The 24,325-nt window shown below is 71.4% G+C and carries 26 protein-coding genes; 12 read left to right on the top strand and 14 right to left on the bottom strand.

Translation table 11 applies throughout. The features are described from left to right. Positions 1 to 10: 10 nt before the first annotated feature. Positions 11 to 1,642 (bottom strand): transposase, encoded by a 1,632-nt coding sequence (locus OG252_RS07920; protein WP_329334770.1) that lies wholly within the window; start codon positions 1,640 to 1,642, stop codon positions 11 to 13. Then, positions 1,635 to 2,210: an IS607 family transposase gene (locus OG252_RS07915; protein WP_329345102.1), complete on the bottom strand. Its 576-nt coding sequence runs from the start codon at positions 2,208 to 2,210 to the stop codon at positions 1,635 to 1,637. Before OG252_RS07915 ends, OG252_RS07920 begins: the two co-directional genes overlap by 8 nt. A gap of 270 nt (positions 2,211 to 2,480) precedes the next feature. Here OG252_RS07915 and OG252_RS07910 point away from each other — a divergent pair, with 270 nt between their 5' ends. Continuing rightward, positions 2,481 to 3,125: a hypothetical protein gene (locus OG252_RS07910; protein ID WP_266450989.1), complete on the top strand. Its 645-nt coding sequence runs from the start codon at positions 2,481 to 2,483 to the stop codon at positions 3,123 to 3,125. A gap of 145 nt (positions 3,126 to 3,270) precedes the next feature. On the opposite strand, the gene OG252_RS07905 is transcribed toward OG252_RS07910, so the two are convergent. Next, entirely contained in the window at positions 3,271 to 3,942 is a 672-nt protein-coding gene (locus tag OG252_RS07905; protein ID WP_329334767.1) for a TetR/AcrR family transcriptional regulator, read from the bottom strand. A 139-nt stretch (positions 3,943 to 4,081) separates the two neighbouring features. Next, positions 4,082 to 4,924, bottom strand: a complete 843-nt coding sequence (locus OG252_RS07900; protein ID WP_329334765.1) for a helix-turn-helix transcriptional regulator — start codon at positions 4,922 to 4,924, stop codon at positions 4,082 to 4,084. Between the two features lie 101 nt (positions 4,925 to 5,025). Here OG252_RS07900 and OG252_RS07895 point away from each other — a divergent pair, with 101 nt between their 5' ends. Both OG252_RS07895 and OG252_RS07890 read left to right on the top strand, forming a co-directional pair. Beyond that, on the top strand, positions 5,026 to 5,733 hold the full coding sequence (locus OG252_RS07895; protein WP_329334763.1) for an SDR family NAD(P)-dependent oxidoreductase: 708 nt from the start codon (positions 5,026 to 5,028) through the stop codon (positions 5,731 to 5,733). Between the two features lie 12 nt (positions 5,734 to 5,745). Next, complete coding sequence (locus OG252_RS07890; RefSeq protein ID WP_329334761.1) at positions 5,746 to 6,024, top strand: hypothetical protein; 279 nt, start codon at positions 5,746 to 5,748, stop codon at positions 6,022 to 6,024. Here the strand turns inward: OG252_RS07890 and OG252_RS07885 are convergent. From OG252_RS07885 to OG252_RS07865, 5 genes are all read right to left on the bottom strand, one after another. Next, the gene (locus OG252_RS07885; protein ID WP_266444631.1) at positions 6,005 to 6,967 is read right to left on the bottom strand and encodes an electron transfer flavoprotein subunit alpha/FixB family protein; all 963 of its coding nucleotides are present in this window, start codon (positions 6,965 to 6,967) and stop codon (positions 6,005 to 6,007) included. The genes OG252_RS07890 and OG252_RS07885 overlap by 20 nt on opposite strands. 16 nt (positions 6,968 to 6,983) lie before the next feature. Further along, a complete protein-coding gene (locus OG252_RS07880; protein WP_329334756.1) occupies positions 6,984 to 7,772 on the bottom strand; it encodes an electron transfer flavoprotein subunit beta/FixA family protein in 789 nt (262 codons plus the stop codon). A gap of 20 nt (positions 7,773 to 7,792) precedes the next feature. Continuing rightward, on the bottom strand, positions 7,793 to 8,539 hold the full coding sequence (locus tag OG252_RS07875) for a GntR family transcriptional regulator (protein ID WP_266450995.1): 747 nt from the start codon (positions 8,537 to 8,539) through the stop codon (positions 7,793 to 7,795). A gap of 99 nt (positions 8,540 to 8,638) precedes the next feature. Beyond that, entirely contained in the window at positions 8,639 to 9,832 is a 1,194-nt protein-coding gene (locus tag OG252_RS07870) for a CaiB/BaiF CoA transferase family protein (RefSeq protein WP_329334753.1), read from the bottom strand. A gap of 223 nt (positions 9,833 to 10,055) precedes the next feature. After that, positions 10,056 to 10,514, bottom strand: a complete 459-nt coding sequence (locus tag OG252_RS07865; RefSeq protein WP_329334751.1) for a MarR family winged helix-turn-helix transcriptional regulator — start codon at positions 10,512 to 10,514, stop codon at positions 10,056 to 10,058. Between the two features lie 177 nt (positions 10,515 to 10,691). Here OG252_RS07865 and OG252_RS07860 point away from each other — a divergent pair, with 177 nt between their 5' ends. Continuing rightward, the gene (locus OG252_RS07860; RefSeq protein ID WP_329334750.1) at positions 10,692 to 11,045 is read left to right on the top strand and encodes a hypothetical protein; all 354 of its coding nucleotides are present in this window, start codon (positions 10,692 to 10,694) and stop codon (positions 11,043 to 11,045) included. Between the two features lie 56 nt (positions 11,046 to 11,101). Here OG252_RS07860 and OG252_RS07855 read toward each other — a convergent pair whose 3' ends face one another. Both OG252_RS07855 and OG252_RS07850 read right to left on the bottom strand, forming a co-directional pair. Further along, complete coding sequence (locus OG252_RS07855; protein WP_329334748.1) at positions 11,102 to 12,088, bottom strand: helix-turn-helix domain-containing protein; 987 nt, start codon at positions 12,086 to 12,088, stop codon at positions 11,102 to 11,104. A 470-nt stretch (positions 12,089 to 12,558) separates the two neighbouring features. After that, positions 12,559 to 13,536 carry an alpha/beta hydrolase gene (locus tag OG252_RS07850; protein ID WP_329334746.1) on the bottom strand — a complete coding sequence of 326 codons (978 nt, stop codon included), beginning with the start codon at positions 13,534 to 13,536 and terminating at the stop codon, positions 12,559 to 12,561. A 248-nt stretch (positions 13,537 to 13,784) separates the two neighbouring features. Here OG252_RS07850 and OG252_RS07845 point away from each other — a divergent pair, with 248 nt between their 5' ends. Next, positions 13,785 to 14,753, top strand: a complete 969-nt coding sequence (locus tag OG252_RS07845; protein WP_329334744.1) for a TerC family protein — start codon at positions 13,785 to 13,787, stop codon at positions 14,751 to 14,753. Positions 14,754 to 14,849: 96 nt separating this feature from the next. Next, positions 14,850 to 15,731 carry an LLM class F420-dependent oxidoreductase gene (locus tag OG252_RS07840; protein WP_329334742.1) on the top strand — a complete coding sequence of 294 codons (882 nt, stop codon included), beginning with the start codon at positions 14,850 to 14,852 and terminating at the stop codon, positions 15,729 to 15,731. Here the strand turns inward: OG252_RS07840 and OG252_RS07835 are convergent. Next, positions 15,707 to 15,925 carry a hypothetical protein gene (locus OG252_RS07835; RefSeq protein ID WP_329334740.1) on the bottom strand — a complete coding sequence of 73 codons (219 nt, stop codon included), beginning with the start codon at positions 15,923 to 15,925 and terminating at the stop codon, positions 15,707 to 15,709. The genes OG252_RS07840 and OG252_RS07835 overlap by 25 nt on opposite strands. A gap of 114 nt (positions 15,926 to 16,039) precedes the next feature. On the opposite strand from OG252_RS07835, the gene OG252_RS07830 reads away from it, so the two are divergent. Beyond that, positions 16,040 to 16,945, top strand: coding sequence for a LysR family transcriptional regulator (locus OG252_RS07830; RefSeq protein WP_329334738.1), 906 nt, complete (start codon positions 16,040 to 16,042; stop codon positions 16,943 to 16,945). Between the two features lie 89 nt (positions 16,946 to 17,034). Here the strand turns inward: OG252_RS07830 and OG252_RS07825 are convergent, their stop codons facing one another. Beyond that, positions 17,035 to 17,598: an NAD(P)H-dependent oxidoreductase gene (locus tag OG252_RS07825; protein WP_266451005.1), complete on the bottom strand. Its 564-nt coding sequence runs from the start codon at positions 17,596 to 17,598 to the stop codon at positions 17,035 to 17,037. A gap of 100 nt (positions 17,599 to 17,698) precedes the next feature. On the opposite strand from OG252_RS07825, the gene OG252_RS07820 reads away from it, so the two are divergent. From OG252_RS07820 to OG252_RS07805, 4 genes are all read left to right on the top strand, one after another. Beyond that, entirely contained in the window at positions 17,699 to 18,376 is a 678-nt protein-coding gene (locus OG252_RS07820) for a TetR/AcrR family transcriptional regulator (protein WP_266451006.1), read from the top strand. A 68-nt stretch (positions 18,377 to 18,444) separates the two neighbouring features. After that, positions 18,445 to 19,491, top strand: coding sequence for a LacI family DNA-binding transcriptional regulator (locus OG252_RS07815; RefSeq protein WP_329334736.1), 1,047 nt, complete (start codon positions 18,445 to 18,447; stop codon positions 19,489 to 19,491). A gap of 18 nt (positions 19,492 to 19,509) precedes the next feature. Then, positions 19,510 to 20,688, top strand: a complete 1,179-nt coding sequence (locus OG252_RS07810; RefSeq protein WP_329334734.1) for a 4-hydroxybenzoate 3-monooxygenase — start codon at positions 19,510 to 19,512, stop codon at positions 20,686 to 20,688. 30 nt (positions 20,689 to 20,718) lie between these two features. After that, positions 20,719 to 22,155: a benzaldehyde dehydrogenase gene (locus OG252_RS07805; protein WP_329334731.1), complete on the top strand. Its 1,437-nt coding sequence runs from the start codon at positions 20,719 to 20,721 to the stop codon at positions 22,153 to 22,155. 37 nt (positions 22,156 to 22,192) lie between these two features. Here the strand turns inward: OG252_RS07805 and trxA are convergent, their stop codons facing one another. Continuing rightward, entirely contained in the window at positions 22,193 to 22,579 is a 387-nt protein-coding gene (gene trxA, locus OG252_RS07800) for a thioredoxin (protein ID WP_266451010.1), read from the bottom strand. Between the two features lie 119 nt (positions 22,580 to 22,698). Between trxA and OG252_RS07795 the strand changes: the two genes are divergently transcribed. Next, entirely contained in the window at positions 22,699 to 24,132 is a 1,434-nt protein-coding gene (locus tag OG252_RS07795) for a dihydrolipoyl dehydrogenase family protein (RefSeq protein WP_329334729.1), read from the top strand. Positions 24,133 to 24,325 lie beyond the last annotated feature (193 nt).

Below are 24,325 nucleotides of genomic sequence, written 5' to 3'. Positions count from 1 at the left end.
CCTACCGTTCCTAAAGACTGAGCGGAAGTGAGTCCTGTTGCCAGGACTCATGCTCAGCCGAACGCCCCGAACAGTGTTGGGCGTTCTGGTTGCCCGCGTTCACTCCGCGCCCGGCGCCGACGGATCGTGTCCGTGGTCCGGGAACGCGGGGGCGGGTTCCCTCACGCCCAACAACACCCATTCTGGCCTGGACGGTCCGATGCCCCTGCTCATCACTCCGGTGAGCAGGGGGCGGTGCCGTCCGTCGCCGGATCGGGTGTCCCTGGGCGCGCCTTCCGATCGCCACGGCAGCAGCATCATGGCGAGTGGTATTCCGAGTCGTGCTGGTGAGGGGCTTCTGCCAGTGCTGGGCGCCCCAGCGGCTGGTGTAGGCCGGGTCCACGGCGATGACCGCGATCCCCGTCCGGTCGGCCATCGAGGCCAGCCGGGCGCGGAGCTTCCCGGTCGGCATGCCGGAAACCAGTTGCCGGAAGCGTTTCCTGCGGCCGTGTTTCTCCCGGGTCTTCTCTGCGGCGAAGTCCAGGTCCTCGACCGCGATCGCCCGCACGCCACAGGCTGTAGCCCAGTGCAGCAGGCGGGTGAGGGCGTGGCGGACCTGGGCGTCACGATGGGGCGCGGTGCCGGTCAGGTCGTAGAAGAAGCGCCGCGGGGCACCCATCGGGTTGCCGTGGGCGTCCAGGCGCCAGGCCGCCAGGTGGTCGGCGTTCATATCGACACCGATCACACCGTGGGCGAGAGCGGCCTCGATCGGGAGAGTGGGGGAGGGCGGGATCTGCCAGGACGCGGTCAGGCACCAGCGCTCCCGGCCCGTATCGAGGTGGATGCGGTAGGCGATCGCCCGGTTGGCCGCGACACGATCCGCCCACTCCTCGCCCCGGTGCGCGAACGTGACCCGGCAGGCCAGGACGTACCGCCCGTGCGGGGCGTTGGCCAGATGCGTCAGCGGTGCGGGCAGTTTGATGCTCACCTCGCCGTCCGGGCTGACCCGGATCGTCTCGTTGCCGTACCGCTTCCCGGACTCCCCGTCCGCCTGGCAGAACCAGCGCTCCGCCTCCCAACGCCCGCGCCACGCGGACTCCGTGAGCTTTGCCGCCTCCAGCTGATGGCGAGTGCGGGCCAGACATTTGCCGCCCCGTACGACATGCACGACTCCGGCCTCACGGTCCGCCCGCGCGGTAGCCAGCCGATCCTGAAGCACCCGCAGCCGCCGCGACTTCGCGTGCCACTCCCGCCGCGACCGATAACCCCCCGGCGCCCCCTTGGTCCCCTTCTGCCCAATCGGCTGGGACAGCCGGCGCTCGATCGTGCGGATGCCCGCTTGCAGATTCTGGATATGCGCCAACTGGCAGCGCCGGGCCAGCGCCCACTGATCATGAGTGGCTTTGCTGATGCTGTCCGCCCACCGTGAGGACGAGACCGGCGTCAGCTCCCGCTTGCGCACCGCCCACGCCTTACCGGAGTGCTCCAGACCATCCTGACAGCGCGCCTTGAGGTCCTTCGAGGCCAGCGACCCCAGATGCGCACCCACCAGGCACAGCACCTTCTCATCGTCCGCCGTCAGATGCTTGAGGCGGGTCCGGACGGCCACACCACTGGGACCGGACGCGACGAACGACGCCTCGATCGGGCGCAGATCAGCCATGTTCGGCTGCCTGAAGCGCCTTACGGGCACGGTTCTTCGCCGACTTGCGCCCGTACAAGCGGGCGCACAAGGAGGTCAGCACCTCCGCCATGTCCCGGACCAGATCGTCTTCGACTTCTCGGTCATCCAGCACCGCGAGGCGGCGCCCGGATGCTTCCAAAGCTGCCTCGACCAGCTCTGTGTTCATCCGGCCAAGCCGGTCCCGGTGCTCCACAACGACCGTGGTCACCTCGGGATCAGCCAGCAGACGCCGGGCCTTAGAACGCGCCCCGTTCATCCCGGAACCAGTTTCGGCCTCAACCCGGACGACACGGTGACCGGCCCCCGCCGCCCACGCGGACAGCCGGGCGACCTGGCGTTCCAGGTCAGCCTTCTGATCGCGGGAAGAGACCCGGGCATACAGGCCCACCCCGCCGACAATCTCAGGCGCCGCGTTGGCCTCGACGTTCACCAGGATCACGCGCGGGCCGACCCGCTGCGCGGGTACCGGCAAGGTGCCCTCACGAAACCAGCGATACGCGGTCTGCGGATGCACACCCTGCGCTTTTGCCCACTCCGTCAGCTTCACACCCACACAACGATGCTCACCCAATCGAAGTTACGCTCACTCAAACAACCTCGGAGACCAACAGTTCACTACCCCGCAACCGCTCGACGGGCGCACCCTGACGGGCGAACGTGCCCGCACTGCCGAAACCGGGCGTGCGGCCGAGGAAAGACGCAGGTCAGAGCCGCCCCGCCGAGGCAATGGACGGGGCACCGGCTTCCGGAGCGGTTGCGGCGGGTCGGGGGGCTTTCCACGGTGGGCGCAGGAACAGCGTTGTGGAAAGGAACGTTCATGCGACCCCTGGTATCCCGCGGTCTCCTCCTGCCGCCCCTGCTGTGCTCGGCTCTGCTGCTCGTACCGGCCGGCACCGCCGCTGCCGCGAGCGACATCCACGGAGAGGCCGCGGACCGGACCGCCGTGGCATGGTCAGCGCCCGCGGCGGACGCGGTCGTGGAACGGCTCGACGCGCTGGAGAGGGCGGATCGCGCCGACGTGATCGCCCCGCTCGCCAAGGCGGTGGACTCCATCGCCGCGACGGACGACGCTCGCCTGGACCCGGCAGCGGCGGCCGCGTACGAGGACACCGTGCGGACCGCGCACACCGCCGTTCAGCAGCGGTTGGCCTCCGCTGCCCCGCAGGCCGCGGCCGCGGCCGCCGACCCGGTCTCGGACCTGCTGGCCTCGATCGATGCGGCCGTCGACGAACTGGTGAAGGCGCTCACCTCGCTCGACCTGAGCGCTGTCCTGGGTTCGATGACCGAGCTGCTGGCCCCCGTGAACGAACTGGTCACGGAGATCCTCAGCGAAGTGCCTGAGGTGACGGCGGTGCCTGCCGTGCCCGCCGTGCCGGCCATGCCCACCTTGCCCGCGGTGGAACTCCCCTCGCTGGAACTCCCAGCGGTGGTCCTCCCGGCGGCGGCACCGCAGGCCGACTGAGCGGTGGGCACGGCCAAGGTCACAGTGCGTGCAGCGACTTGACGGTCCTGTCCGGGCAGGCGAGGTGCGCCGCCCGGACAGGACTGTCAACTGCCCACCGAAACAGGCCGCGGTGGCCCAGTCGCTGGTTGCGCCCCTCGAAGCCCTAGCTGAGCGTGAACCCCTTGGCGCAGAAGTCCCAGACCTCATCGGCGGTCAGCGGGTGGGGGCCGTCCTGGCCGCTGGACTGCGCGTTGAACATGACGGTCCGCATGGTCAACGCGGCCGCGCGCCGGGCTTCGAAGCCGGAGCGCAGCAGACTGGCGTCCTCGAGCTCCGTCATCAAGTCGGTGGACAGGGCGAGGAGCGGGGCGTTCGCGACCCTCATCTCGGCCGGATGCGAGACGAGCAGGCGCAGGGCGAAGTCGGTGAACAGCGGGCGCTGGGCGCCCGACGGCGCGGGGCGCGAGTTCTCGAACAGTTCCTGGACGACGATCCGGAGCCGGTCCAGCGGGTTCGTCTGGTGGGCCGCGGCGGCGCGCAGCTCTTCGGCCGACTTGCTCATGGCGTCCTCGAACAGCGCCAGCAACAGCTCGTGCTTGCCGCCGAAGTGCTGGTAGAAACTGCGCAGGGACTGACGGGACCGGTCGACGACCTCCTGGACCGTGAAGTCGGTGGTGCCCTTCTCGGCCATGATCGCCTGTGCCGCGTCGAGGAACCGGTCGACCCTTTGTTCGGCCCGACGTTTCGCCGCCTGGGTGGAACGCTCGACGGCGCGCTGCTTCCAGGCCGGTTCCTCGATCGGCGCGCTCACGGGCTGGTCCGCCTTCTGTGCCATGGGGAGAACAGTATTGCGGTGACGCGGCAGGCCCGCACCCGCATTCTGGAACCTTCGACGGCATGCGGAAGACTCACGATTTCACTCGAAGAGAACCATATTCTCGACGCGGGGAGGCGAGGAGAAGCTCAGGCAGGCCCTACCGCTCGACCAGTCTCTGGGTGCCCAGCACGGACAGCAGCCCCAGCTTCTCGGCGGCCTCGGTGCCCGGCTCGGCCGAGTAGACGAGGATGTGCAGGTCGTTGCCCTCCACCCGGAGCAGGTCGCAGTCCAGCGTCAGCAGGCCCACCTGCGGATGCTCGATCGTCTTGCGCGAGGCCTCGAGGCGGCCGACGACGCCCGCGTCCCACAGCTCGGCGAACCGCTCACTCCCGGCGCGCAACTCCGCGATCAAGCGCCGCAGTTGGCGGTCCCCGGGATACCGGGTGGCGGTCGCGCGCAGTTCGCCCACCATGCCCACCTCGAAGGCGCGCCGCTCCTCCGGTGTGTGCCGGACCCGGGTGGGCGCGCCGAGGAAGTTGCGCCACACCCCGTTGCGTTCGAAGCCGCGCAAGGCCGACTGATCGCCCATCAGCGCCGCGTACATCGGGTTGGCCAGCAGCAGCGTCATGGCGGCGTCGGAGACACCGACGGGAGTGTCCACCAGTCTGTCCAGCAGCCGCTGGACGCCGGGCGTGATGTACCCGGGCACCATCTCGGGCCCCGGTGGCACCAGCCCGGCCAGCCGGAACAAGTACGCCCGCTCGTCCCCCGACAGGCGCAGCGCCCGGGCCAGGGCCTCGACGACCTGCCCGGACGGGTTGGATGCCCGGCCCTGTTCGAGGCGCGTGACGTAGTCGACCGAGATCCCGGCCAGCAGGGCCAGTTCCTCGCGCCGCAACCCCGCCGCGCGCCGCTGTCCGCCGGACGGCAGCCCGGCCGTGTCGGGGGAGACCCGGTCGCGCCAGCGCCGCAGCGCCTGCCCGAGTTCCGTCGCCGTCATGCCCCCAGTGAACACTGTCGGCCGGGTACATGCCTGGTACTGGGAGTCCCAGGAAGAAGGGTCTCCTGGCTGTCCGCGGCGTCGCGCCGGAACCTGGACGCATGACAACAACCCTGATCACCGGAGCGAACAAGGGGCTGGGCTTCGAGACCGCCCGCCGACTCATCGCCGCAGGTCACACCGTCTACATCGGCGCCCGCGACGCCGAACGCGGACGCCGCGCCGCCGAACAGCTCGGCGCCCGCCTCGTCCAGCTCGACGTCACCGACGACGCCTCCGTGCAGGCCGCGGCCAAGACCGTCGAGGCCGACGGCGGGCTCGACGTACTGGTCAACAACGCCGGCATCGAGGCGAGGCGCGAGGACAACAGCGTGCCCGGCGCCGCGGACGTCACCGCCGACGACATGCGGACGGCGTTCGAGACGAACGTCTTCGGCGTCATCCGCGTCACGCACGCCTTCCTGCCCCTGCTGCGGCGTTCGGCCACGCCGGTCGTGGTCAACGTCAGCAGCGGCCTCGGCTCGGTCACCAACGTCTGTGACCCGGCCACTCCCGCGTACCACTACCCGGGCGTCGCCTATCCGGCGTCGAAGGCCACCGTCAACATGATCACCGTGCAGTTCGCGAAGGCGTTCCCGGCCATGCGGATCAACGCCGTGGAGCCCGGTTTCACCGCGACCGATCTCAACGGGAGGACGGGCACGCAGACCGTCGAGGAGGGCGCCGAGATCATCGTGCGCATGGCGCAGACGGGCCCCGACGGCCCGACCGGCGGCTATTTCGACGCCGAGGGCCCCCTTCCCTGGTGAGGTCACAGGTGCATGAGCCGACGGCCTCCGGGTCCCGGCGAGCCCCCGGAACGGATCGGCGAGGAGGACAAGGGCTGTCGCCACCTGCTCGACGGCCTCGACCCCGAGCGCATCCTCCTCGCCCACGAAGCCGTGGGCCCGGGCCGGGCCGCCCTCGACGCGGCCCGGCTCATGGCCCGCAACGCCGCCTGGCGCCGAACATGGCCAAGTTCCTGTGCGCCGACGCGGGTTTCCAGGCGTGAGTGCCCCGTACAGCCCGGCCCCAACGCGGTCAGCCCTTGCGGGTGTTGATCTCCTCGGTGAGCTGGGGGACGACGTCGAAGAGGTCGCCGACGATGCCGTAGTCGACGAGGTCGAAGATCGGGGCCTCGGCGTCCTTGTTGATCGCCACGATCGTCTTGGAGGTCTGCATGCCGGCCCGGTGCTGGATCGCGCCGGAGATGCCGGAGGCGATGTACAGCTGCGGGGAGACGGACTTGCCGGTCTGGCCGACCTGGTTGGTGTGCGGGTACCAGCCCGCGTCCACCGCGGCGCGGGAGGCGCCGACGGCCGCGCCCAGGGAGTCGGCCAGGGCCTCGATGACCGCGAAGTTCTCGGCGCCGTTGACGCCGCGGCCGCCGGAGACCACGATCGCGGCCTCGGTCAGCTCCGGGCGGCCGCTGGACTCGCGCGGCGTGCGGGCGGTGACCTTGGTGCCGGTCGCGGCGGCGGAGAAGGTGACGGCCAGGGCCTCGACCGTACCGTCGCCCGGGGCGGCCTCCACGGCGGCACTGTTGGGCTTGACGGTGATGACCGGGGTGCCCTTGGCGATACGGGACTTGGTGGTGAAGGACGCGGCGAACACCGACTGGGTGGCCACCGGGCCCGACTCGCCGGCCTCCAGGTCGATCGCGTCGGTGATGATGCCGGAGCTGATGCGCAGCGCGAGGCGGGCGGCGATCTCCTTGCCCTCGGCGGAGGACGGCACCAGCACAGCGGCCGGGGAGACGGCCTCGTAGGCGGCCTGCAGGGCGTCCACCTTCGGCACGACCAGGTAGTCGGCGTACTCGGCGGCCTCATGCGTGAGAACGCGGGTCGCACCGTGCTCGCCGAGGACGGCGGCGGTGTCGGCGGCACCGGCACCCAGCGCGACGGCGACCGGCTCGCCGATGCGGCGGGCCAGGGTCAGCAGCTCCAGGGTGGGCTTGCGGACGGCGCCGTCCACGTGGTCGACGTAGACGAGAACTTCAGCCATGGATCCGTGACCTCTCTCAGATGAACTTCTGGCTTGCGAGGAACTCGGCGAGCTGCTTGCCGCCCTCGCCCTCGTCCTTGACGATCGTGCCGGCGGTACGCGCCGGGCGCTCGGCCGCGGCGTCGACGACCGTGTAGGCACCGTCGAGTCCGACCTCGTCGGCCTCGATGTCCAGGTCGGACAGGTCCCAGGCCGCAACCGGCTTCTTCTTGGCGGCCATGATGCCCTTGAAGGACGGGTAGCGCGCCTCACCCGACTGGTCGGTCACCGACACCACGGCCGGCAGGGAGGCCTCCAGCTGCTCGGTGGCCGAGTCCCCGTCCCGGCGGCCCTTCACCACCCCGTCCTCCACGGACACCTCGGACAGCAGGGTCACCTGCGGCACGCCCAGGCGCTCGGCCAGCAGCGACGGCACCACACCCATGGTGCCGTCGGTGGACGCCATACCGGAGATCACCAGGTCGTAACCGGCCTTCTCGATCGCCTTCGCCAGCACCAGCGAGGTACCGATCGCATCCGTGCCGTGCAGGTCCTCGTCCTCGACGTGGACCGCCTTGTCCGCGCCCATCGACAGCGCCTTGCGCAGCGCGTCCTTGGCGTCCTCGGGACCCACCGTCAGGACGGTGACCTCGACGTCGTCATCGGAGTTCTCGGAGATCTGCAGCGCCTGCTCGACCGCGTACTCGTCCAGCTCGGAGAGCAGACCGTCCACGTCGTCCCGGTCGACGGTCAGGTCATCGGCGAAGTGCCGGTCGCCAGTGGCGTCGGGCACGTACTTCACAGTGACAACGATCCTCAAGCTCACAACCCTCTCCTGTTTCCATGTCAGTGACCGCTGCGTCGAAGCCGCACGCGGTACGAGTAGTGCTCGGGCAGAAAGTGACTGATCGCCAGCTCCACGAGCTGTCCGGCGACCGACTGGTAGACGCGGTCGATGCGCAGCAGCGCCCGGCCCGGTTCGCAGCCCAGATGCGCGGCGAGTTCGGGTGTGGCGTCCGCGACGGTGATGCTCTGCTCGGCCTCGGCGATCGGCTCGGGAAGCCGTCCGTCGAGCAGTCCGATGACGGTGAAGGCGCTGGGGGTGCTGGGCTCCGCCAGTTCCGGAACCGGCTCGAGGAGCCGGCCGACGTCGGGCGGCAGGAAGACGGAGGTGTGACAGAACGCGGTGTCCTCGTGCAGCCGGAGGAAGGCCAGCTTGTACACCTGGTCGGTGTGCAGACCGAGACGGCCCGCCGCGTCGACGTCGACCCGCCGGTGCAGGGGCGTGACGACGTTCATGCGGGTGTCTATGGACAGCCCCATCAGGTCGTCCACCGAGCCGAACTGGCGCAGGTACTGCTCGTCGCGGGGCGCGGCGAAGGTGCCGCGGCCCGGCACCCGGTGGACCAGCCCCTCGGCGACCAGGTCCTGGAACGCCCGCCGCACGGTCTGCCTGCTGACCCCGTGCAGTTGCGCCAGCTCGGCCTCCGTGGGCAGCCGTACGCCCTCGGGGTAGTCGTGCCGCAGGATCGCCGCCCGCAGCTCACGGGCGAGCCGCAGGTAGGTGCTTTCGCGCTGTGCGGGTTCAGCCATGCGGCCCACCCCGTTCCGCCGGCCGCACCGCGACCGCCACGCTCCTCGTCGCTCGGGTCTGCGCCACGGCAGCCACTCGTGTCTCCTCCATGGCGGGCCTCAGACCACCGCGTCGGCGCGCAGCGCCTCGATGTCGTCGAGGTCGCGGCCGAGTTCGGCGAGGATCGCCCGGGTGTGTTCGCCCACCGCCGGAACGGGGTCCATCCGCGCGGACATGCCCGCGAGGTCGGCCGGCGGGAGCAGTGCCCGCACCGTGGCACCGCCCGGCACGCCCACCTCGCGCCAGCGGTCGCGGGCGGCCAGGACCGGGTGGTCGAGGAACGCGGCGACGTCGTTGACCCCGGCGCAGGCGATGCCGATGTCCTCCAGGTCCTTGAGGATCTGTGCGGCGTCGGACCGGGCGCAGCGTTCGGCCACCACGGTGTTGAGTTCCTCGCGGTGGGCGACCCGGTCGGAGCCGGTGGCGAAACGCGGGTCGTCGGCGAGTGCGGGCCGGCCGAGGAAACCGGCGCACAGGGCGACCCACTCGCGTTCGTTCTGGATGGAGAACAGCACGTCCTTGCCGTCGGCGGCCGTGAAGGCGCCGTAGGGCGCGATGGTGGCGTGCTGGGTGCCCAGACGCGCGGGCTGCGTGCCGCCGTATTGGGTGTAGTAGGCGGGCTGGCCCATCCACTCCGCCAGCGCTTCGAACAGGGAGATCTCCACCGGGTGTGCGGTGCCGGTGGTGGCGCGGGTGTAGAGGGCGGTGAGGATGCCGCTGTAGGCGTACATCCCGGCGGCGATGTCGGCGACGGAGATCCCGACGCGGGCGGTCTCCTCGGCGGTTCCGGTCAGGGAGACCAGGCCGGTCTGGCACTGCACCAGCAGGTCGTACGACTTGCGGTCGGCCCACGGGCCGGAGGTGCCGTAGCCGGAGATCGTGCACGGGATCAGCCGGGGGAAGCGCTCGGCGAGGGCGGCGGTGCCGAGGCCGAGGCGGTCGGCGGCGCCCGGGGCGAGGTTCTGCACGAACACGTCGGCGTCGTCGAGGAGTTGGTGCAGGATCTCCATGCCACGCGGGTCCTTGAGGTCCAGCGTGAGGGACTCCTTGGAGCGGTTGAGCCAGACGAAGTAGCTGGACTGGCCGTGCACGGTCGTGTCGTACCGGCGGGCGAAGTCGCCGTCGCCCGGCCGCTCCACCTTGATGACCCGGGCGCCGAGGTCGGCGAGCTGCCGGGTGGCGTAGGGAGCGGCCACGGCCTGTTCCAGGCTGACCACGGTGATCCCGGCCAGGGGCCGCTGCGGGACGCTCATACGGCCCATTTGTACGGCCAAATTCCAGACCCTGTCAACGGCGGCCACCCGCCTGTCACCTGTGCTCTTCGACACCCTGCCGACGTCTTGGCGAAACCCCCGACGTCATGTCGGCACTTTGTACGCACCAATGCGGCACTCGGCCGCACCGAAGACCGTTTCGGGACGGCCGGTCCGGAAGGCTCAGCACGATGACGGCCCGGGCGACGAGCTCGCCGGTGCTTCAGGCGGGCGTGCGGAGGGTCTCGACGGCTCGTACGAGTGGGGCGAGTTCGGGGTTGTGGGCGGCGGTGTCGAGGGCTTCGCGCAGGGCGGTCTCGTTGGTGGGGCGGGCCTCTCCGAGGAGTTGGAGGCCGGCCGGGGTGACGTCGGTGTAGATGCCGCGGCGGTCGGTGGGGCAGAGGTAGCGGGAGAGCAGGCCGCGGTCTTCGAGGCGGGTGACCAGGCGGGTGGTGGCGCTCTGGCTGAGGACGACGGCGTCGGCGACCTGTTTCATCTGGAGATGGCCGCCCTCGCCGTCGTGCTGGCGGCTGAGGACGTCGAGCAGGGAGTACTCGCGCACGCTCAGGTCGTGCCCCGCCTGCAGGGCCCGCTCGATGTGGGCCTCGATCCTGCCGTGCAGCAGGGACAGGGCGCACCAGCCCTGCGCGAGGGCGGTGAGTGCGGGGTCTGTGGCGGTCATGGGGCCTGCTCCTCCGTCCCGAGGTACTGACCGTCCAGGATAGGGCATCCGTGAAAGTTCCAGCGAACGCGTTTATCGCGCGTATGCAAGTAATGTCATGTAATCCGTAGCTCTCCCGCACGCGCCCCGATAGGGTCCAGACCTCAACTGCCGCACCCAGCATGGAGAGCGATACCCATGACCGGCCGCCGAGCCACGACCACCCTCTGGCGTCCCACCGGACCCGAGGAGCTGGCCCTGGTCCGCGAGCTGGACTGGCGTGCCTGGCCGCCGCGGCTGCCCGAGCAGCCGATCTTCTACCCGGTCCTCAACGAGGATTACGCGGTCCGGATCGCCCGGGACTGGAACGTCAAGCACGACGGAGCCGGCTACGTCACCCGCTTCGAGGTCGACACGGAGTTCCTGGGCCGCTACCCCGTCCAGCAGGCCGGCGGCCGGACGATCCTCGAACTGTGGGTGCCCGCCGAGGAGTTGGACGAGTTCAACGCCCACATCGTCGGCAGGATCCAGGTCGTCCACGAGTTCCACTGACGGTCGGGACAGCGCCGGCGTGACCGCTGAGGAACGGACCGCTATGGACGGGACCGCTACGACCGTGCCAAGTGCCGCATGGTCAGGGCCAGATGGAGTCTGAGCCGGCCCTGCGGGGTGCGCAGCGGCCAGCCGAGGAGGTGCTCGGCGTGGGTCAGCCGGTCCTGGAGCGTGGAGTGGTGCACGTTGATCTCGGCGGCCGCCGCGCGCAGGCTCGTCGTCGCGGCCACGGCGTGCAGGGTGGCCAGCAGCCAGGGTGTGGTCGCGGCCGCCGCCTTCAACGTCCGTACGTCGGGCGGGGGTTCGGCGCCCGGGGCGACGAGGTCGGCCAGCAGGGCGACGCCGCCGAGCTCGTCGGCGTGCACGACACGCGGTCCCGGGTCCTGTGCGGTGCCGTCCGCGGTGAACCGCAGGGCGGTACGGGCGGCGGCCCAGGAGTGCGGCAGGTCCAGCACCGGGACGGCGGGGCCGACGCCGAGCCGGCCGACGGGCAACTCGGCCTCCCCGGCGACGATCCGGGGCCGCCCGTCACGCGGGGCCAGCGCACGCGCCGACGCCGCGGGGTCCAGGCCCAGCCCGCGGGCCGCGTGCAGCCGGGCCGGTTCCGGGGCCGTGCGGTCCAGCACCGTCTCGACCAGCGCGGGATCGTCGACGGGCACCCGGCCCCGGGTGCGGTCGAGGACGATGCGGATGGCACCGGCGGCCCGCTCCAGGATCACCGCGTCGACCACACTGGGCGCCGCCTCCGCCCGCTCCAGCCACAGGGCGGCGGCCCCGTCCGGCGTCAGCGCCGCCGACGGCCACGCGGGGTCCGGTGGCAGGTTCGCCGTGTCCCGGCGGGTGCCGTCGGCCTCCACCCGGACGAAGACCCGCCGGTCGGCGTCGACCAGCCGCGCGGGCACCCCGGCCAGCACCGCGGCCCCACGCACCAGCGCCTCCAGACCGGCCCGGGACTCGGCCAGCCGGTCGAAGTAGGCGATGACCTGGACGGCGGCACCGGCGTCCGGGTCGAGCGCGGTCAGACGCCCGGCCAGCTCTTTCATGCGTCCATGGTGCGCCATGCGGCCACGTTCCGTGGAGCTGTGGGGAGGGACGACTTCCGGGTTACGGCCCAGCAGCCGGACCGACACCTCGATGCGCCTGCGCCCGGCAGGCCGCCGACACCCCGGAGGCCATGCCACCGCAGGCCGGACGGCGTCCCAGAAACCCCTACACCCCGAGCTTCTGGGACGCGCCAAGCTGCGTAGGCGTTTTCGGGCGGCCGCGAATCGGTCGGTCGGACGTCTTCGCGGTGGTGCGGCCGGCTGCCAGGACGGCCGGAGGCCGGCCATGGGAACAGTCGCGCGAAAGCCCTCGCAGTCACCGACCTGTCAGCCGTCAGCCGCCAGTCGGCCGTACGACGCGACGATCACCGCCCATCGCACCCCGTCCGCGCCCATCGCCCGGCGATCAGCCGCCACTCACGCCGCGGTCATCCCCCAACCGTCCCTCACTCATTCCCGGCCACCCCCGCTCATCCCCCCAGCAGCCTCCGCAGCCAAGCCAACTGCGCCGCCCGGGCCGCCTGCGACAGCGCCGCCTGCGGGGCGAAGCCGTCGAAGCCGTGGAAGCCGCCGGGCCACACGTGCAGCTCGGCCGCTCCGCCCGCCTGCCAGAGCCGGGAGGCGTAGGCGACGACCTCGTCCCGGAAGGTCTCCGCGGAACCCACGTCGAGGAAGGCCGGCGGCAGCCCGGACAGGTCCTCGGCGCGGGCCGGTGCCGCGTACGCGGGCACGTCCGGGCCGCCACGCGCCTCGCCCAGCAGGGCACCCCAGCCGGTCTCGTTCGCCGTCCGGTCCCACACGCCGAGGCCCGCCATCTGGTGGCTGGAGACGGTGTCGTTGCGGTCGTCCAGCATCGGGCACATCAGCAACTGGCCGATCGGCCGCGGGCCCTTGCGGTCCCGGGTGAGCAGGGCCAGCGCCGCGGACAGACCGCCGCCCGCGCTCGCGCCCGCTATGACGATGCGCTCGGGGTCACCGCCGATCTCCGCCGCGTGCTCGGCCGTCCAGACGAGACCGGCGTAGACGTCCTCGATCGGCGCCGGATGCGGATGCTCGGGCGCCAGCCGGTACTCGACCGAGACCACGACCGCGCCCAGCTCCTTGGCCCAGGCCAGCGGGCCGTCCACGCCCACCCGGTTGTTGCCGAGGACCATGCCGCCGCCGTGCACGTGGTACACGACGGGCTGCGGCACGCCCGCCGGCTCCGGAGTGGTGGGCCGGCAGATCAGCAGCGAGATCTCGGGAGCACCCTCGGGCCCCGGCACCGTACGGTCCTCGACCTTGAAATGGCCGTCCATGGTCAGGTCCAGCTCGGCGAGCAGCTGGATGCCCGGGCCCTGGCGTATGGCGTCGATCTCGTCCGGGGTGAATCCGGGCGACAGGACGTCCTTGATCAGGTCCAGGGCGGCGGCGAGTTCCGGGTCGAACGGGGGCGGGACGTGGCTCATGTGATCTCCTCACGCGGGGCGCGGCGGCTCGTTGCGCCATGATTCGCGCACCGGCCGACGCGCGGGGCACCGCCGTGCGGCGGAACCTGCCCGCCGTTCGGCGGGTGGGCTCCCGCGCTTTCCGGCCATGTCCCAGTGTGACCTGCCGTTCTTTGCCAGGACATGGCCTGATCTTCATCTGCGGGCGGTGGAAGGAATCGAAAGGCCTGGCAACGCTGTCGATGCCCCCCCACGCACCAGGAGCATCAGTGAACGTCTCCCTCACCGTCTGGCTGCTGACCGTCGCAGGCCTGTGCGCGCTGGTCGCCGCGGACTTCTTCATCGGCCGAAAACCCCATGACGTGTCGATCAGAGAGGCGGGGACCTGGACCGTCGTCTGGGTCATCCTCGCCTGTCTGTTCGGCGTCGGACTGTTCGTCTTCGGCGGTTCGGGGCCCACCGGTGAGTTCTTCGCCGGATACGTCACCGAGAAGTCGCTGAGCGTGGACAACCTCTTCGTCTTCGTCCTGATCATGGGCAAGTTCGCGGTGCCGTCCCAGTACCAGCAACGCGTGCTGATGGTCGGCGTGATCATGGCCCTGGTGCTGCGCGCGGGCTTCATCGCGGCCGGTGCCGCGATCATCTCCGCGTTCTCGTGGGTGTTCTACCTCTTCGGCGCCTTCCTGATCTGGACCGCGTGGAAGCTGATCCAGGACGCCCGCAAAGAGGGACATGACGAGGAGTACGAGGAGAACAAGCTGCTCAAGGCGGTGGAGAAGCGCTTCGGCGTGGCCGACCGCTACCACGGCACCAAGCTGTGGATCGAGGAGAACGGCAAGCGGGTGATGACCCCGATGCTGGTCGTGATGCTCGCGATCGGCTCCACCGACGTCCTGTTCGCCCTGGACTCGATCCCGGCCATCTACGGGCTGACGCAGGACCCGTACATCGTCTTCACGGCCAACGCGTTCGCGCTGATGGGCCTGAGGCAGCTGTACTTCCTGATCGGCGGCCTGCTCAGGAAGCTGGTCCACCTCAGCTACGGCCTGTCGATCATCCTGGGCTTCATCGGCGTCAAGCTGGTCCTGCACGCGCTGCACGAGTCCGGCGTGCACGTCCCGGAGATCGGTATCCCCTTCTCGCTGGGCTTCATCGTGCTCGTCCTGGTGGTCACCACGCTGACGAGCCTGCGGGCCGCGAAGAAGCAGGAGGCGGCCGAGGCGGAGCGCGTGGCCTGAGGGCGCCGCGGTCACGCTTGACTTCGAGAGCGCTTCAAGGCCTAGCGTCACCAGGGACGGTGAAGGACCGGGTGATCCCGGGGAGCGGAGGCGGACATGCGGGTGGGCGTGCACATCAACCGGTTCGACCACGGCGGGGGCGGCCCCGCACTCGGTGCCGAACTCGCCGCCACCGGCGCGGCGGCCGAGGAGGCCGGCGTGAGCTGGCTGTCGGTGATGGACCACTACTTCCAGATGGAGTTCAACGGCGGTGCCGAGGCCCCGATGCTGGAGGCGTACACGACGCTGGGCTACCTCGCCGCCCACACCTCCACGGTTCGCCTCGGAGCCCTGGTCACCGGAGTGACCTACCGCCACCCCGGCCTGCTCGCCAAGATCGTCACCTCACTGGACGTCCTGTCCGAGGGGCGGGCCACCCTCGGCATCGGGGCGGCCTGGTACGACCGTGAGCACGAGGGGCTGGGCGTGCCGTTCCCGCCGCTCGCGGAGCGCTTCGAGCGGCTGGAGGAGACCCTGCGGATCTGCCGGCAGATGTGGGATCCGCAGGCGAACGGCCCCTTCGAGGGGGAGCACTACCGGCTGGCCGAGACCCTGTGCGTCCCGGCGCCGGTGAGCAGCCCGCGCCCCGAGATCATGATCGGCGGCGGTGGCGAGCGCAAGACGCTCCGCCTGGTCGCCCGCTACGGCGACGCCTGCAACCTGTTCGCCACCTCGCCGGAAGAGGTCCGGCACAAGCTGGACGTCCTGCGCGGCCACTGCGAGGCCGAGAGCCGCGACTTCGACGAGATCCGCAAGACCGTCGCCTACACGGGCGAACCGGCCACCGACGGCGACCTCGCCGCCTTCACCCGGGACATCGCGGGCTACACCAAGCTCGGCATCGACACGGTGATCCTGGCGCCGCGCATCGGGGAGCCCGCCGAGTGGATCGAGCGCTTCGTGGCCCCGGCCGTTCAGCGGCTGGCCGAACTGGACTGAGCCGAGGCCGGGCGGCTGCGGGAGACGATCCGCGTGCCCCGGCCGTCGACGACCCGGACCTGAAGCGAACCGCAGCCGCACCGGGTCCACACGGTGGTGCCCGCCGCCGTGCGGTGCCGGGACACCACCTGGAAGGGCTCGGCGCCGTCGGGCCAACCGCAGTGCGGGCAGACGGCGCCGGTCGTGCTGCTCATGGGAACTCCTTCGTACCAAGGGCTGGTGGGCCGTCGCGACACAGCCAGGGTGCGTCGGAGTCTTCGTGCACGTCCAGGTTGACTTTCCGGATCCCACCTTGAAGCGTGGGCTTCATGATTGATCTGCGCCGGCTCCATGTCCTGCGGGCGGTGGCGCACTACGGCACGGTCACCGCCGCTGCCGGTGCGCTGCACTTCACGCCCTCCGCCGCCTCCCAGCAGATCCGCCAGCTCGCCCGCGAGCTGGGCGTCGACCTCCTCGAACCGCAGGGGCGCGGGGTACGGCTCACCCCGGCCGCCGAGAGCCTGCTCGCGCACGCCGACGCCATCCAGGCCCGCTGGGAACAGGCCGAACTCGATCTCCGCGCCGACCGCGGCGAACCCGCCGGGCCGCTGCGGGTGAGCGGTTTCCCGGTGGCCATCTCGGTGCTGCTGGCCCCGATGGCGGTCCGGCTGCGCGAGCGGCATCCGCGGCTGGTCGTCCGCATCCAGGAGGCGCCGGTTCCGGAGAGCTTCGACCTGCTCTTCGAGGGGGAGACCGACCTGGCGGTCGTGGAGGCGACCCCGCACAACCCGCCGTTCGGCGACGCGCGCTTCGACCAGCAGCCGTTGCTGGACGACCCCTTCGACCTGGTCGTCCCCGAGGACCATCCGCTCGCCGGGCGCGCCCGCGTCGAGCTCGCCGAGGCGGCGCACGAGGACTGGATCGCCCCGGTGCCGGAGAGCCCCTGTCGTCCGCATGTGCTGTCGGCGTGCGGTGAGGCCGGGTTCACGCCGGACGTGGTCCATCACGCCCTGGACTGGAACGTCACCGCCCACCTGGTCGCCAACCGGCTCGGCGTCGCGCTGATCCCACGGCTGGCCCACCTCACCCCGCACCTGCCGATCGCGCGGGTGCCCTGCACGGGCAACCCGCACCGCAAGCTGCTCACCTGCACCCGCCGGGGCGGCCGGAGCCGCCCCGCGGTGGTGGCCGCGCTGGCGGAGCTGCGGGAGCTGGCGCCGACGGCGGTGGCGTGACGTACAACCACACGCAGCGGAGGGCCGGAGCCCTGTACGGGCTCCGGCCCTCTTCCGCGTAACAGCCCCCGTGCGAGGTCCAGGACGCGTCAGGCGGCGGCCACTTCGCCCGCGTGGCCGTGCAGACGGGCGACCACCTCGGTGAGCTGCGCGGCGACCTCGGCGTCGTCGGACGGGTGGGTCTCGGCGAAGCGGGTCAGGGAGCCGGGGATGGAGAGCTTGAGGTCCTCGATCACCTTGCCGCCGGCGATGCCCACGGCCTTGCGGGCCTCGTCCTGCGCCCAGACGCCGCCGTACTGGCCGAAGGCGGTGCCGACCACCGCGACGGGCTTGCCGCCGAAGGCGCCGGCGCCGTACGGGCGCGACAGCCAGTCGATCGCGTTCTTCAGGACGGCCGGGATGGTGCCGTTGTACTCGGGCGAGAAGAGCAGGAAGGCGTCGGCGGCGGCAGCGGCCTCGCGCAGCTTGGCGGCGGCGGCCGGGACGCTGCCCTCGACGTCGACGTCCTCGTTGTAGAAGGGGATGTCCGCCAGGCCCTCGAACAGCACCACGTCGGCGCCCTCGGGAGCGTGCTTGGCGGCCGCCTCGGCGAGCTGGCGGTTGGTCGAACCGGCGCGGAGGCTGCCGACGAGCGCGAGAATACGAACAGACATACGAAACTCCAGGGTGCTGAAACACTGCCGTTACGATCCGGACCGGGGTCCGTTTAACTTTCTAGCATCCTAACCGGACCGCGGTCCAGTTTTCTTCCCGATGCTTTACGCTGTTTTCATGTCCGCCGTTCTGCCGCCCTTCCCGCAGTCCCAGGAGCCCGACCCGCAGCCCGAGTTGCTCCAGGTCGGCCCTCTTGAGGAGGAGCCCTGCCTGCGTGCCGACGCCGCGCGCAACCGGGCCCGGCTGCTGGAAGCGGCCGCCCGGCTGGTGGCGGAGCACGGCGCGGCCGGCGTGACGATGGAGGCGGTGGCCGCCGCGGCGAACGTCGGCAAGGGCACGGTCTTCAGACGCTTCGGCGACCGCACCGGCCTGCTGACCGCGCTGCTCGACCACTCCGAGAAGAAGTTCCAGGCCGCCTTCCTCAGCGGCCCCCCGCCGCTGGGACCCGGGGCACCCCCCGCCGAGCGGCTGCGGGCGTTCGGCCGTGCCCAGCTGTGCCGCCAGGCCGGCGAACTCGGCCTGCAACTGGCGGCCGAACCGAGCCCGGAGCGCCGGTTCTCCGTCCCGGCCCGCCGCGTCCAGCACAGCCATGTCGCCATGCTGCTGCGGCAGGCGGTTCCGGACACCGACACCGAGCTCGTCGCCCACACCCTCATGGGCTATCTCAGCCCCGTCCTGGTCCATCACCTCACCGTGCAGTGCGGGATGCCGATGGAGCGCCTGGAGGCCGGCTGGTGCGACCTGGTCGACCGAGTGACGACCCCCGCAGTCCTGTAGCCGCGCTGACCATCGCTTTGGTCGCGAAGTTCCCCCACCCGAAAGCACTGCGCACAGGTTCTGCAAAGATGCGGTACGTCATGGTGCAGATACCGAAAACGCCCGCGCCCGCGTCGCCCGTACCGCGCTCTGTGCCCACGAGCGCCGATGTGGCCCGCCTGGCCGGCGTGTCGCGCGCGACCGTCTCCTACGTCCTCAACAACACCAGTGCCGTCCGGATCAGCGAGCCCACCCGCCGCCGCGTCCACGAGGCGGCCAAGGAGCTCGGGTACGTGCCGCACGCGGCAGCCCGCAGCCTGCGCGCCGGGCACAGCCGGATGGTCCTGATGCCCGCGCCCACCTTCCCGGTCGGCCCGCTCTACAGCCAGTTCATCAGCGAACTCCAGTGGGCCCTGGGCCGCCTCGAGTACACGGTCGTGCAGTTCGGCACCGTCGGCCTGCACGGCGCCGAGGCCGCCCGGGCCTGGGCCGAGCTGCGCCCGGTCGCCGTCCTGGTGCCCGGCTCCGACCTCGGCCCCAAGGACGTCGCGGTGCTCAAGCGCTCCGGCGCCCGGGCCGTGGTCACCCTCGGCTCCGAGGCCGTCGAGGGCGCCCATGCCCTGCTCATGGACCACGAGGCCGTCGGCCTCTGCGCCGGCACCCACCTGTACGCCCGCGGCCGGCGCCGCATCGGCGTCGTCGTCCCCGAGGAACCGGGCCTGGACGCCTTCTCCGTGCCCCGCCTGGAAGGCGTACGACGGGCCCTGCACGGCACCGAGGCCACCGTCACCGACCTGCCCCTCGCCTACGAGGAGGCCGCCGCCGCACGGCTCGCGGCCCGCTGGCGCGAGCTCGGCCTGGACGCCGTGTTCGCCTACAACGACGAGTACGCGATGCTGCTGATGCGCGCCCTGCAGGACGAGGGCGTCGGCATCCCGCAGGAGACGGCGGTGATCGGCGCCGACGATCTGATGCTCGGACGGCTGCTGCGGCCCAGACTGAGTACCGTGCACATCGAGCTGCCGTCCGGCCGCGATCTGGCCGACCTGGTCGACCGCGCGGTGCGCAACCCCGGCGCCGCGCCCGAGACGCACACGGTGCTGGGAGCCTCGGTGGTGCACCGCGACTCCACCTGACCCCCAGGGAGGCGGCCCATGCGCACGACGGTCGGCATCATCGGCGGCGGCCCCGCCGGACTGCTCCTGGCCCGTCTGCTGCACCGGGCGGGCATCGACTGCGCGGTCCTGGAGAGCAGGACGCGGGAGTACGTCGAACAGCGCCAGCGCGCCGGAATGCTGGAGCAGGGCACGGTCGACGCGCTGCGCGAGGCGGGCGCCGCCGGCCGTCTCGACGCCGAGGGGCTGGTGCACCACGGCATCGAGCTGCGGTTCGCGGGCGAGCGCCACCGCATCGACTTCCCGGCCCTCACCGGCGGCCGTACCGTCACGATCTACGCCCAGACCGAGATCGTGAAGGACCTCATCGCGCTCCAACTGGCCGACGGGCCGCCCCTGTTGTTCAAGGCGGAGGCACTGGCGGTCGAGAAGCCGGAGAGCGAGCGGCCCGTCGTACGCTTCCGGCACGAAGGCCGCGAACGGACGCTCACCTGCGACTGGGTGGTCGGCTGCGACGGCTCCCACGGCATCGCCCGCGACAGCTTCCCCACGGAGACGAGCCGGACGTACGCGCATGACTACCCGTACTCCTGGCTGGGGATCCTCGCCGACGTCCCGCCGTCCTGCGACGAGCTGATCTACGCCCGCGGTGAGCGCGGCTTCGCCCTGCACAGCATGCGTTCCGCGTCGGTCTCCCGCCTCTATCTCCAGGTCCCGAACGGAACCGATCCGGGCGACTGGCCCGACGAGCGCATCTGGGACGAACTCGCCGCCCGCTTCGCGATCGACGCCGACTGGACCCTGGACCGCGGCCCGATCACCGCCAAGTCCGTGACCCCGATGCGCAGTCACGTCCACGAGCCGATGCGGCACGGACGGCTGCTGCTCGCGGGGGACGCCGCCCACATCGTCCCGCCGACCGGGGCCAAGGGTCTCAACCTCGCGGTGTCCGACGTCCGCGTCCTGGCCCGTGCCCTCACGGAGCTGCACCGCACGGGATCCGCGCGACTCCTCGACAGCTATTCGGACTCGTGCCTGGCCCGTGTGTGGCAGGCCACCCGATTCTCGTACGACATGACTAGGATGTTGCACGCTCAACCAAACGGGGATGCGTTCGACCACCGGATGCAGCTCGCGCGGCTGCGCCGGATCAGCGCATCCCGCCACGCGGCGGCCGAACTGGCCGCGAACTACTCGGGACTTCCGCTCGCTCTGTGAGTCCCGCCGGTGACCGAACGGAGAGCCGTCATGCCGTTGCTCGACCCCAAGACCTGGCAGTCCCGCACCCTGTCGGGACCTGAACACGCCGTCACCGAACCCGCCACCGGCGACACACTCGGCACCGTCACCCTCGCCACCGCCGAGGACGTCGGGACCGCCGCCGAGGCCGCCCGCACCGCCCAGGCGGAGTGGGCCCGCGTGCCGCACTTCGTCCGCGCGGGCGTCCTGCGCAAGGCCGGCGACCTGTTCGCCGCGCACGCCGACGAACTGCGCGAATGGCTGGTCCGCGAGTCCGGGTCCATCCCCGGCAAGGCCGACTTCGAACTGCACGTCGCCGCCCAGGAGTGCTACGAGGCCGCCGCCCTCGCCTCCCGCCCGGCCGGCCAGGTGCTGCCCAGCGAGGCGGCCCGACTGTCCTACACGCGGCGCGTCCCGGTCGGCGTCGTGGGCGTGATCTCGCCCTTCAACGCCCCGCTGATCCTCTCCATCCGCTCGGTCGCCCCGGCGCTCGCGCTGGGCAACGCGGTCGTCCTGAAGCCGGACCCGCGTACCGCGGTCTGCGGCGGGCTGTCACTCGCCGCGGTCTTCGCCGAGGCGGGCCTGCCGGAGGACCTGTTCCACGTCCTGCCGGGCGGCCCGGACGCAGGCCAGGCCCTGGTCGCCGACCCGCGGGTACCGGTCATCTCCTTCACCGGGTCCACCGCGGCCGGCCGGGCCGTCGGCGAGGCCGCCGGACGCCACCTCAAGCGCGCGCACCTGGAACTCGGCGGCAACTCCGCCCTGATCGTCCTGGAGGACGCCGACCTCGACGCGGTGATCTCCACCGCCGCCTGGGGCTCCTTCTTCCACCAGGGCCAGATCTGCATGACCACCGGCCGCCACCTGGTGCACGAGTCGCTGTACGGCGAGTACGTCGAGCGGCTGGCCGCGAAGGCCGACTCGCTCGCCGTCGGCGACCCGCACCGCGGTCAGGTCCATCTCGGCCCGATCATCGACGTCGGTCAGCTCACCAAGATCCACCAACTGGTCGAGGCGAGCACCGCCCAGGGCGCCAAGCTGGCCGCGGGCGGCACGCACGAGGAGCTCTTCTACCGGCCGACGGTCCTCGCCGACGTCGACGACCGCACGCCCGCCTACGCGGAGGAGGTCTTCGGCCCGGTCGCGCCGGTACGGTCCTTCGGCACGCCCGAGGAGGCGGCAGCCCTGGCCGCGACCGGCCCGTACGGCCTCTCGCTCGGCATCGTCACGCGGGACGCCGCCCGCGGACTGGACCTCGCCGAGCGGATCCCGACCGGCATCGTCCACATCAACGACCAGACCGTGAACGACGAGGCCGTCGCCCCGTTCGGTGGCGTCGCCGCATCCGGCACCGGCGCCCGCTTCGGTGGCGAGGCCAACCTGGAGGCCTTCACCGACGTGCGCTGGACGACGGTGCGCGCGGACGTGGCGCCGTACCCCTTCTAAGGGCGTTCAGTACGTCCAAGTGCCTTCGTACGGCGGGTTACTGGCCGTTCTGCTCGGCCTGTGCCTGCTGATCCGCGACGGCCTTGCGGACCTCGTCCATGTCCAGCTTGCGGGCCTGCCCGATGACGTCCGTCAGGGCGGCCTCGGGCAGGGCGCCCGGCTGGGCGAACACGGCGACCTGGTCACGCACGATCATCAGCGTCGGGATCGACTGGATGCCGAAGGCCGAGGCCAGCTCCGGCTGCGCCTCGGTGTCGACCTTGCCGAACACCAGGTCCGGGTTCTCCTCGGCCGCCTTCTCGTAGACCGGCGCGAACTGACGGCACGGACCGCACCAGGCCGCCCAGAAGTCGATCAGGACGAACTCGTTGTCCGTGACCGTCTGGTCGAAGTTCTCCTTGGTGAGCTCCACGGTGCTGCTCATGGCGTGATCCCTCTTCCTGGTGTGGGGGCGAAGCCGCTGGCACAACACGGCGGCCCTGGTACATATTCCGCGCGCTTACCCATGTGGCCTCCGCGCACACCACCCACCAGACTGACCCCATGACGGAATCGGAATCCATCGCCTACGACGTTGTTGTGCTCGGTGCCGGACCCGTGGGGGAGAACATCGCCGACCGCACCCGTGCGGCCGGCCTCTCCACCGCGGTCGTGGAGAGTGAGCTGGTCGGCGGCGAATGCTCGTACTGGGCCTGCATGCCCAGCAAGGCCCTGCTGCGCCCGGTCATCGCCCGCGCCGACGCCCGCCGCACACCCGGCCTGAGCCAGTCGGTGCAGGGCCCCCTCGACACGGCGGCGGTCCTCGCGCACCGCGACTACTACACCTCCCACTGGCAGGACGACGGCCAGGTCGGATGGCTCGACAGCATCGGCGCCGACCTCTACCGAGGACACGGCCGCCTCACCGGACCGCGCACGGTCACGGTCACCGGCCCCGAAGGCGAGCGGCACGTGCTGACCGCCCGGCACGCCGTGGCCGTCTCCACCGGCACCCGCGCCGTCCTGCCCGACCTGCCCGGTCTCGCGGAGGTCAGGCCCTGGACGAGCCGCGAGGCCACCAGCGCCAAGGCGGCGCCCGGCAGGCTGGTCGTCGTCGGCGGGGGAGTGGTCGCCACCGAGATGGCCACCGTCTGGCAGGCCCTCGGCTCACAGGTCACCGTCCTCGTCCGCGGCAAGGGCCTGCTCAACCGTATGGAGCCGTTCGCCGGTGAACTGGTCGCCGAAGCCCTCGTCGAGGCCGGCGCCGACGTGCGCACCGGCACCTCCGTCGAGTCGGTCACTCGCGAGAACGGCACGGTCGTGGTCGTCACCAACACCGGTGACCGCATCGAGGCCGACGAGATCCTCTTCGCCACCGGACGCGCCCCGCGCACCGACGACATCGGCCTGGACACCATCGGCCTCGAGCCCGGCTCGTGGCTGGAGGTCGACGACAGCCTGCGCGTCACCGGCAGCAAGTGGCTGTACGCCGTCGGCGACGTGAACCACCGTGCCCTCCTCACCCACCAGGGCAAGTACCAGGCCCGCATCGCGGGCGCCGCCATCGCTGCCCGCGCCTCCGGCACCCCGATCCTGGAGTCCGACCCCTGGGGCGCCCACGCGGCGACCGCCGACCACGCGGCCGTCCCGCAGGTCGTCTTCACCGACCCCGAGGCGGCTGCCGTAGGGCTCTCACTGGCGGAGGCCGAACAGGCCGGCCACCGTGTCCGCGCGGTCGACTACGACCTCGCCTCCGTCTCCGGAGCGGGCCTGTACGCCGACGGCTACAAGGGACGCGCCCGCATGGTCGTCGACCTCGAACGCGAGATCCTGCTCGGCGTCACGTTCGTAGGTCCCGGCGTCGGCGAACTGATCCACTCGGCGACGATCGCGGTCGCGGGACAGGTGCCGATCAGCAGGCTGTGGCACGCGGTCCCGTCCTACCCGACGATCAGCGAGGTGTGGCTGCGGCTGCTGGAGGCGTACCGGGACAACTAGGGCCTGTCCGGCGGATCATGCCGCAGACGCGGGGCTTGGCACGCCGACCTGCGGCGTTGTCGTCGGTTGCCGACTCCCCCACGCTCGAACAACCTCGCGCGGGGGGACCCCCACCGCGTCGACGCCCTCCTCCGCCTTGCAGCTCGACGCACCAAGCCCCGCTCACCTGCGTCGATGAGGCGCCGCCGATTTC

The sequence above is a fragment of the Streptomyces sp. NBC_01352 genome, from assembly GCF_036237295.1.
Lineage (GTDB): Bacteria > Actinomycetota > Actinomycetes > Streptomycetales > Streptomycetaceae > Streptomyces > Streptomyces plumbiresistens.
This window is presented reverse-complemented; position numbering and strand designations above follow the sequence as displayed.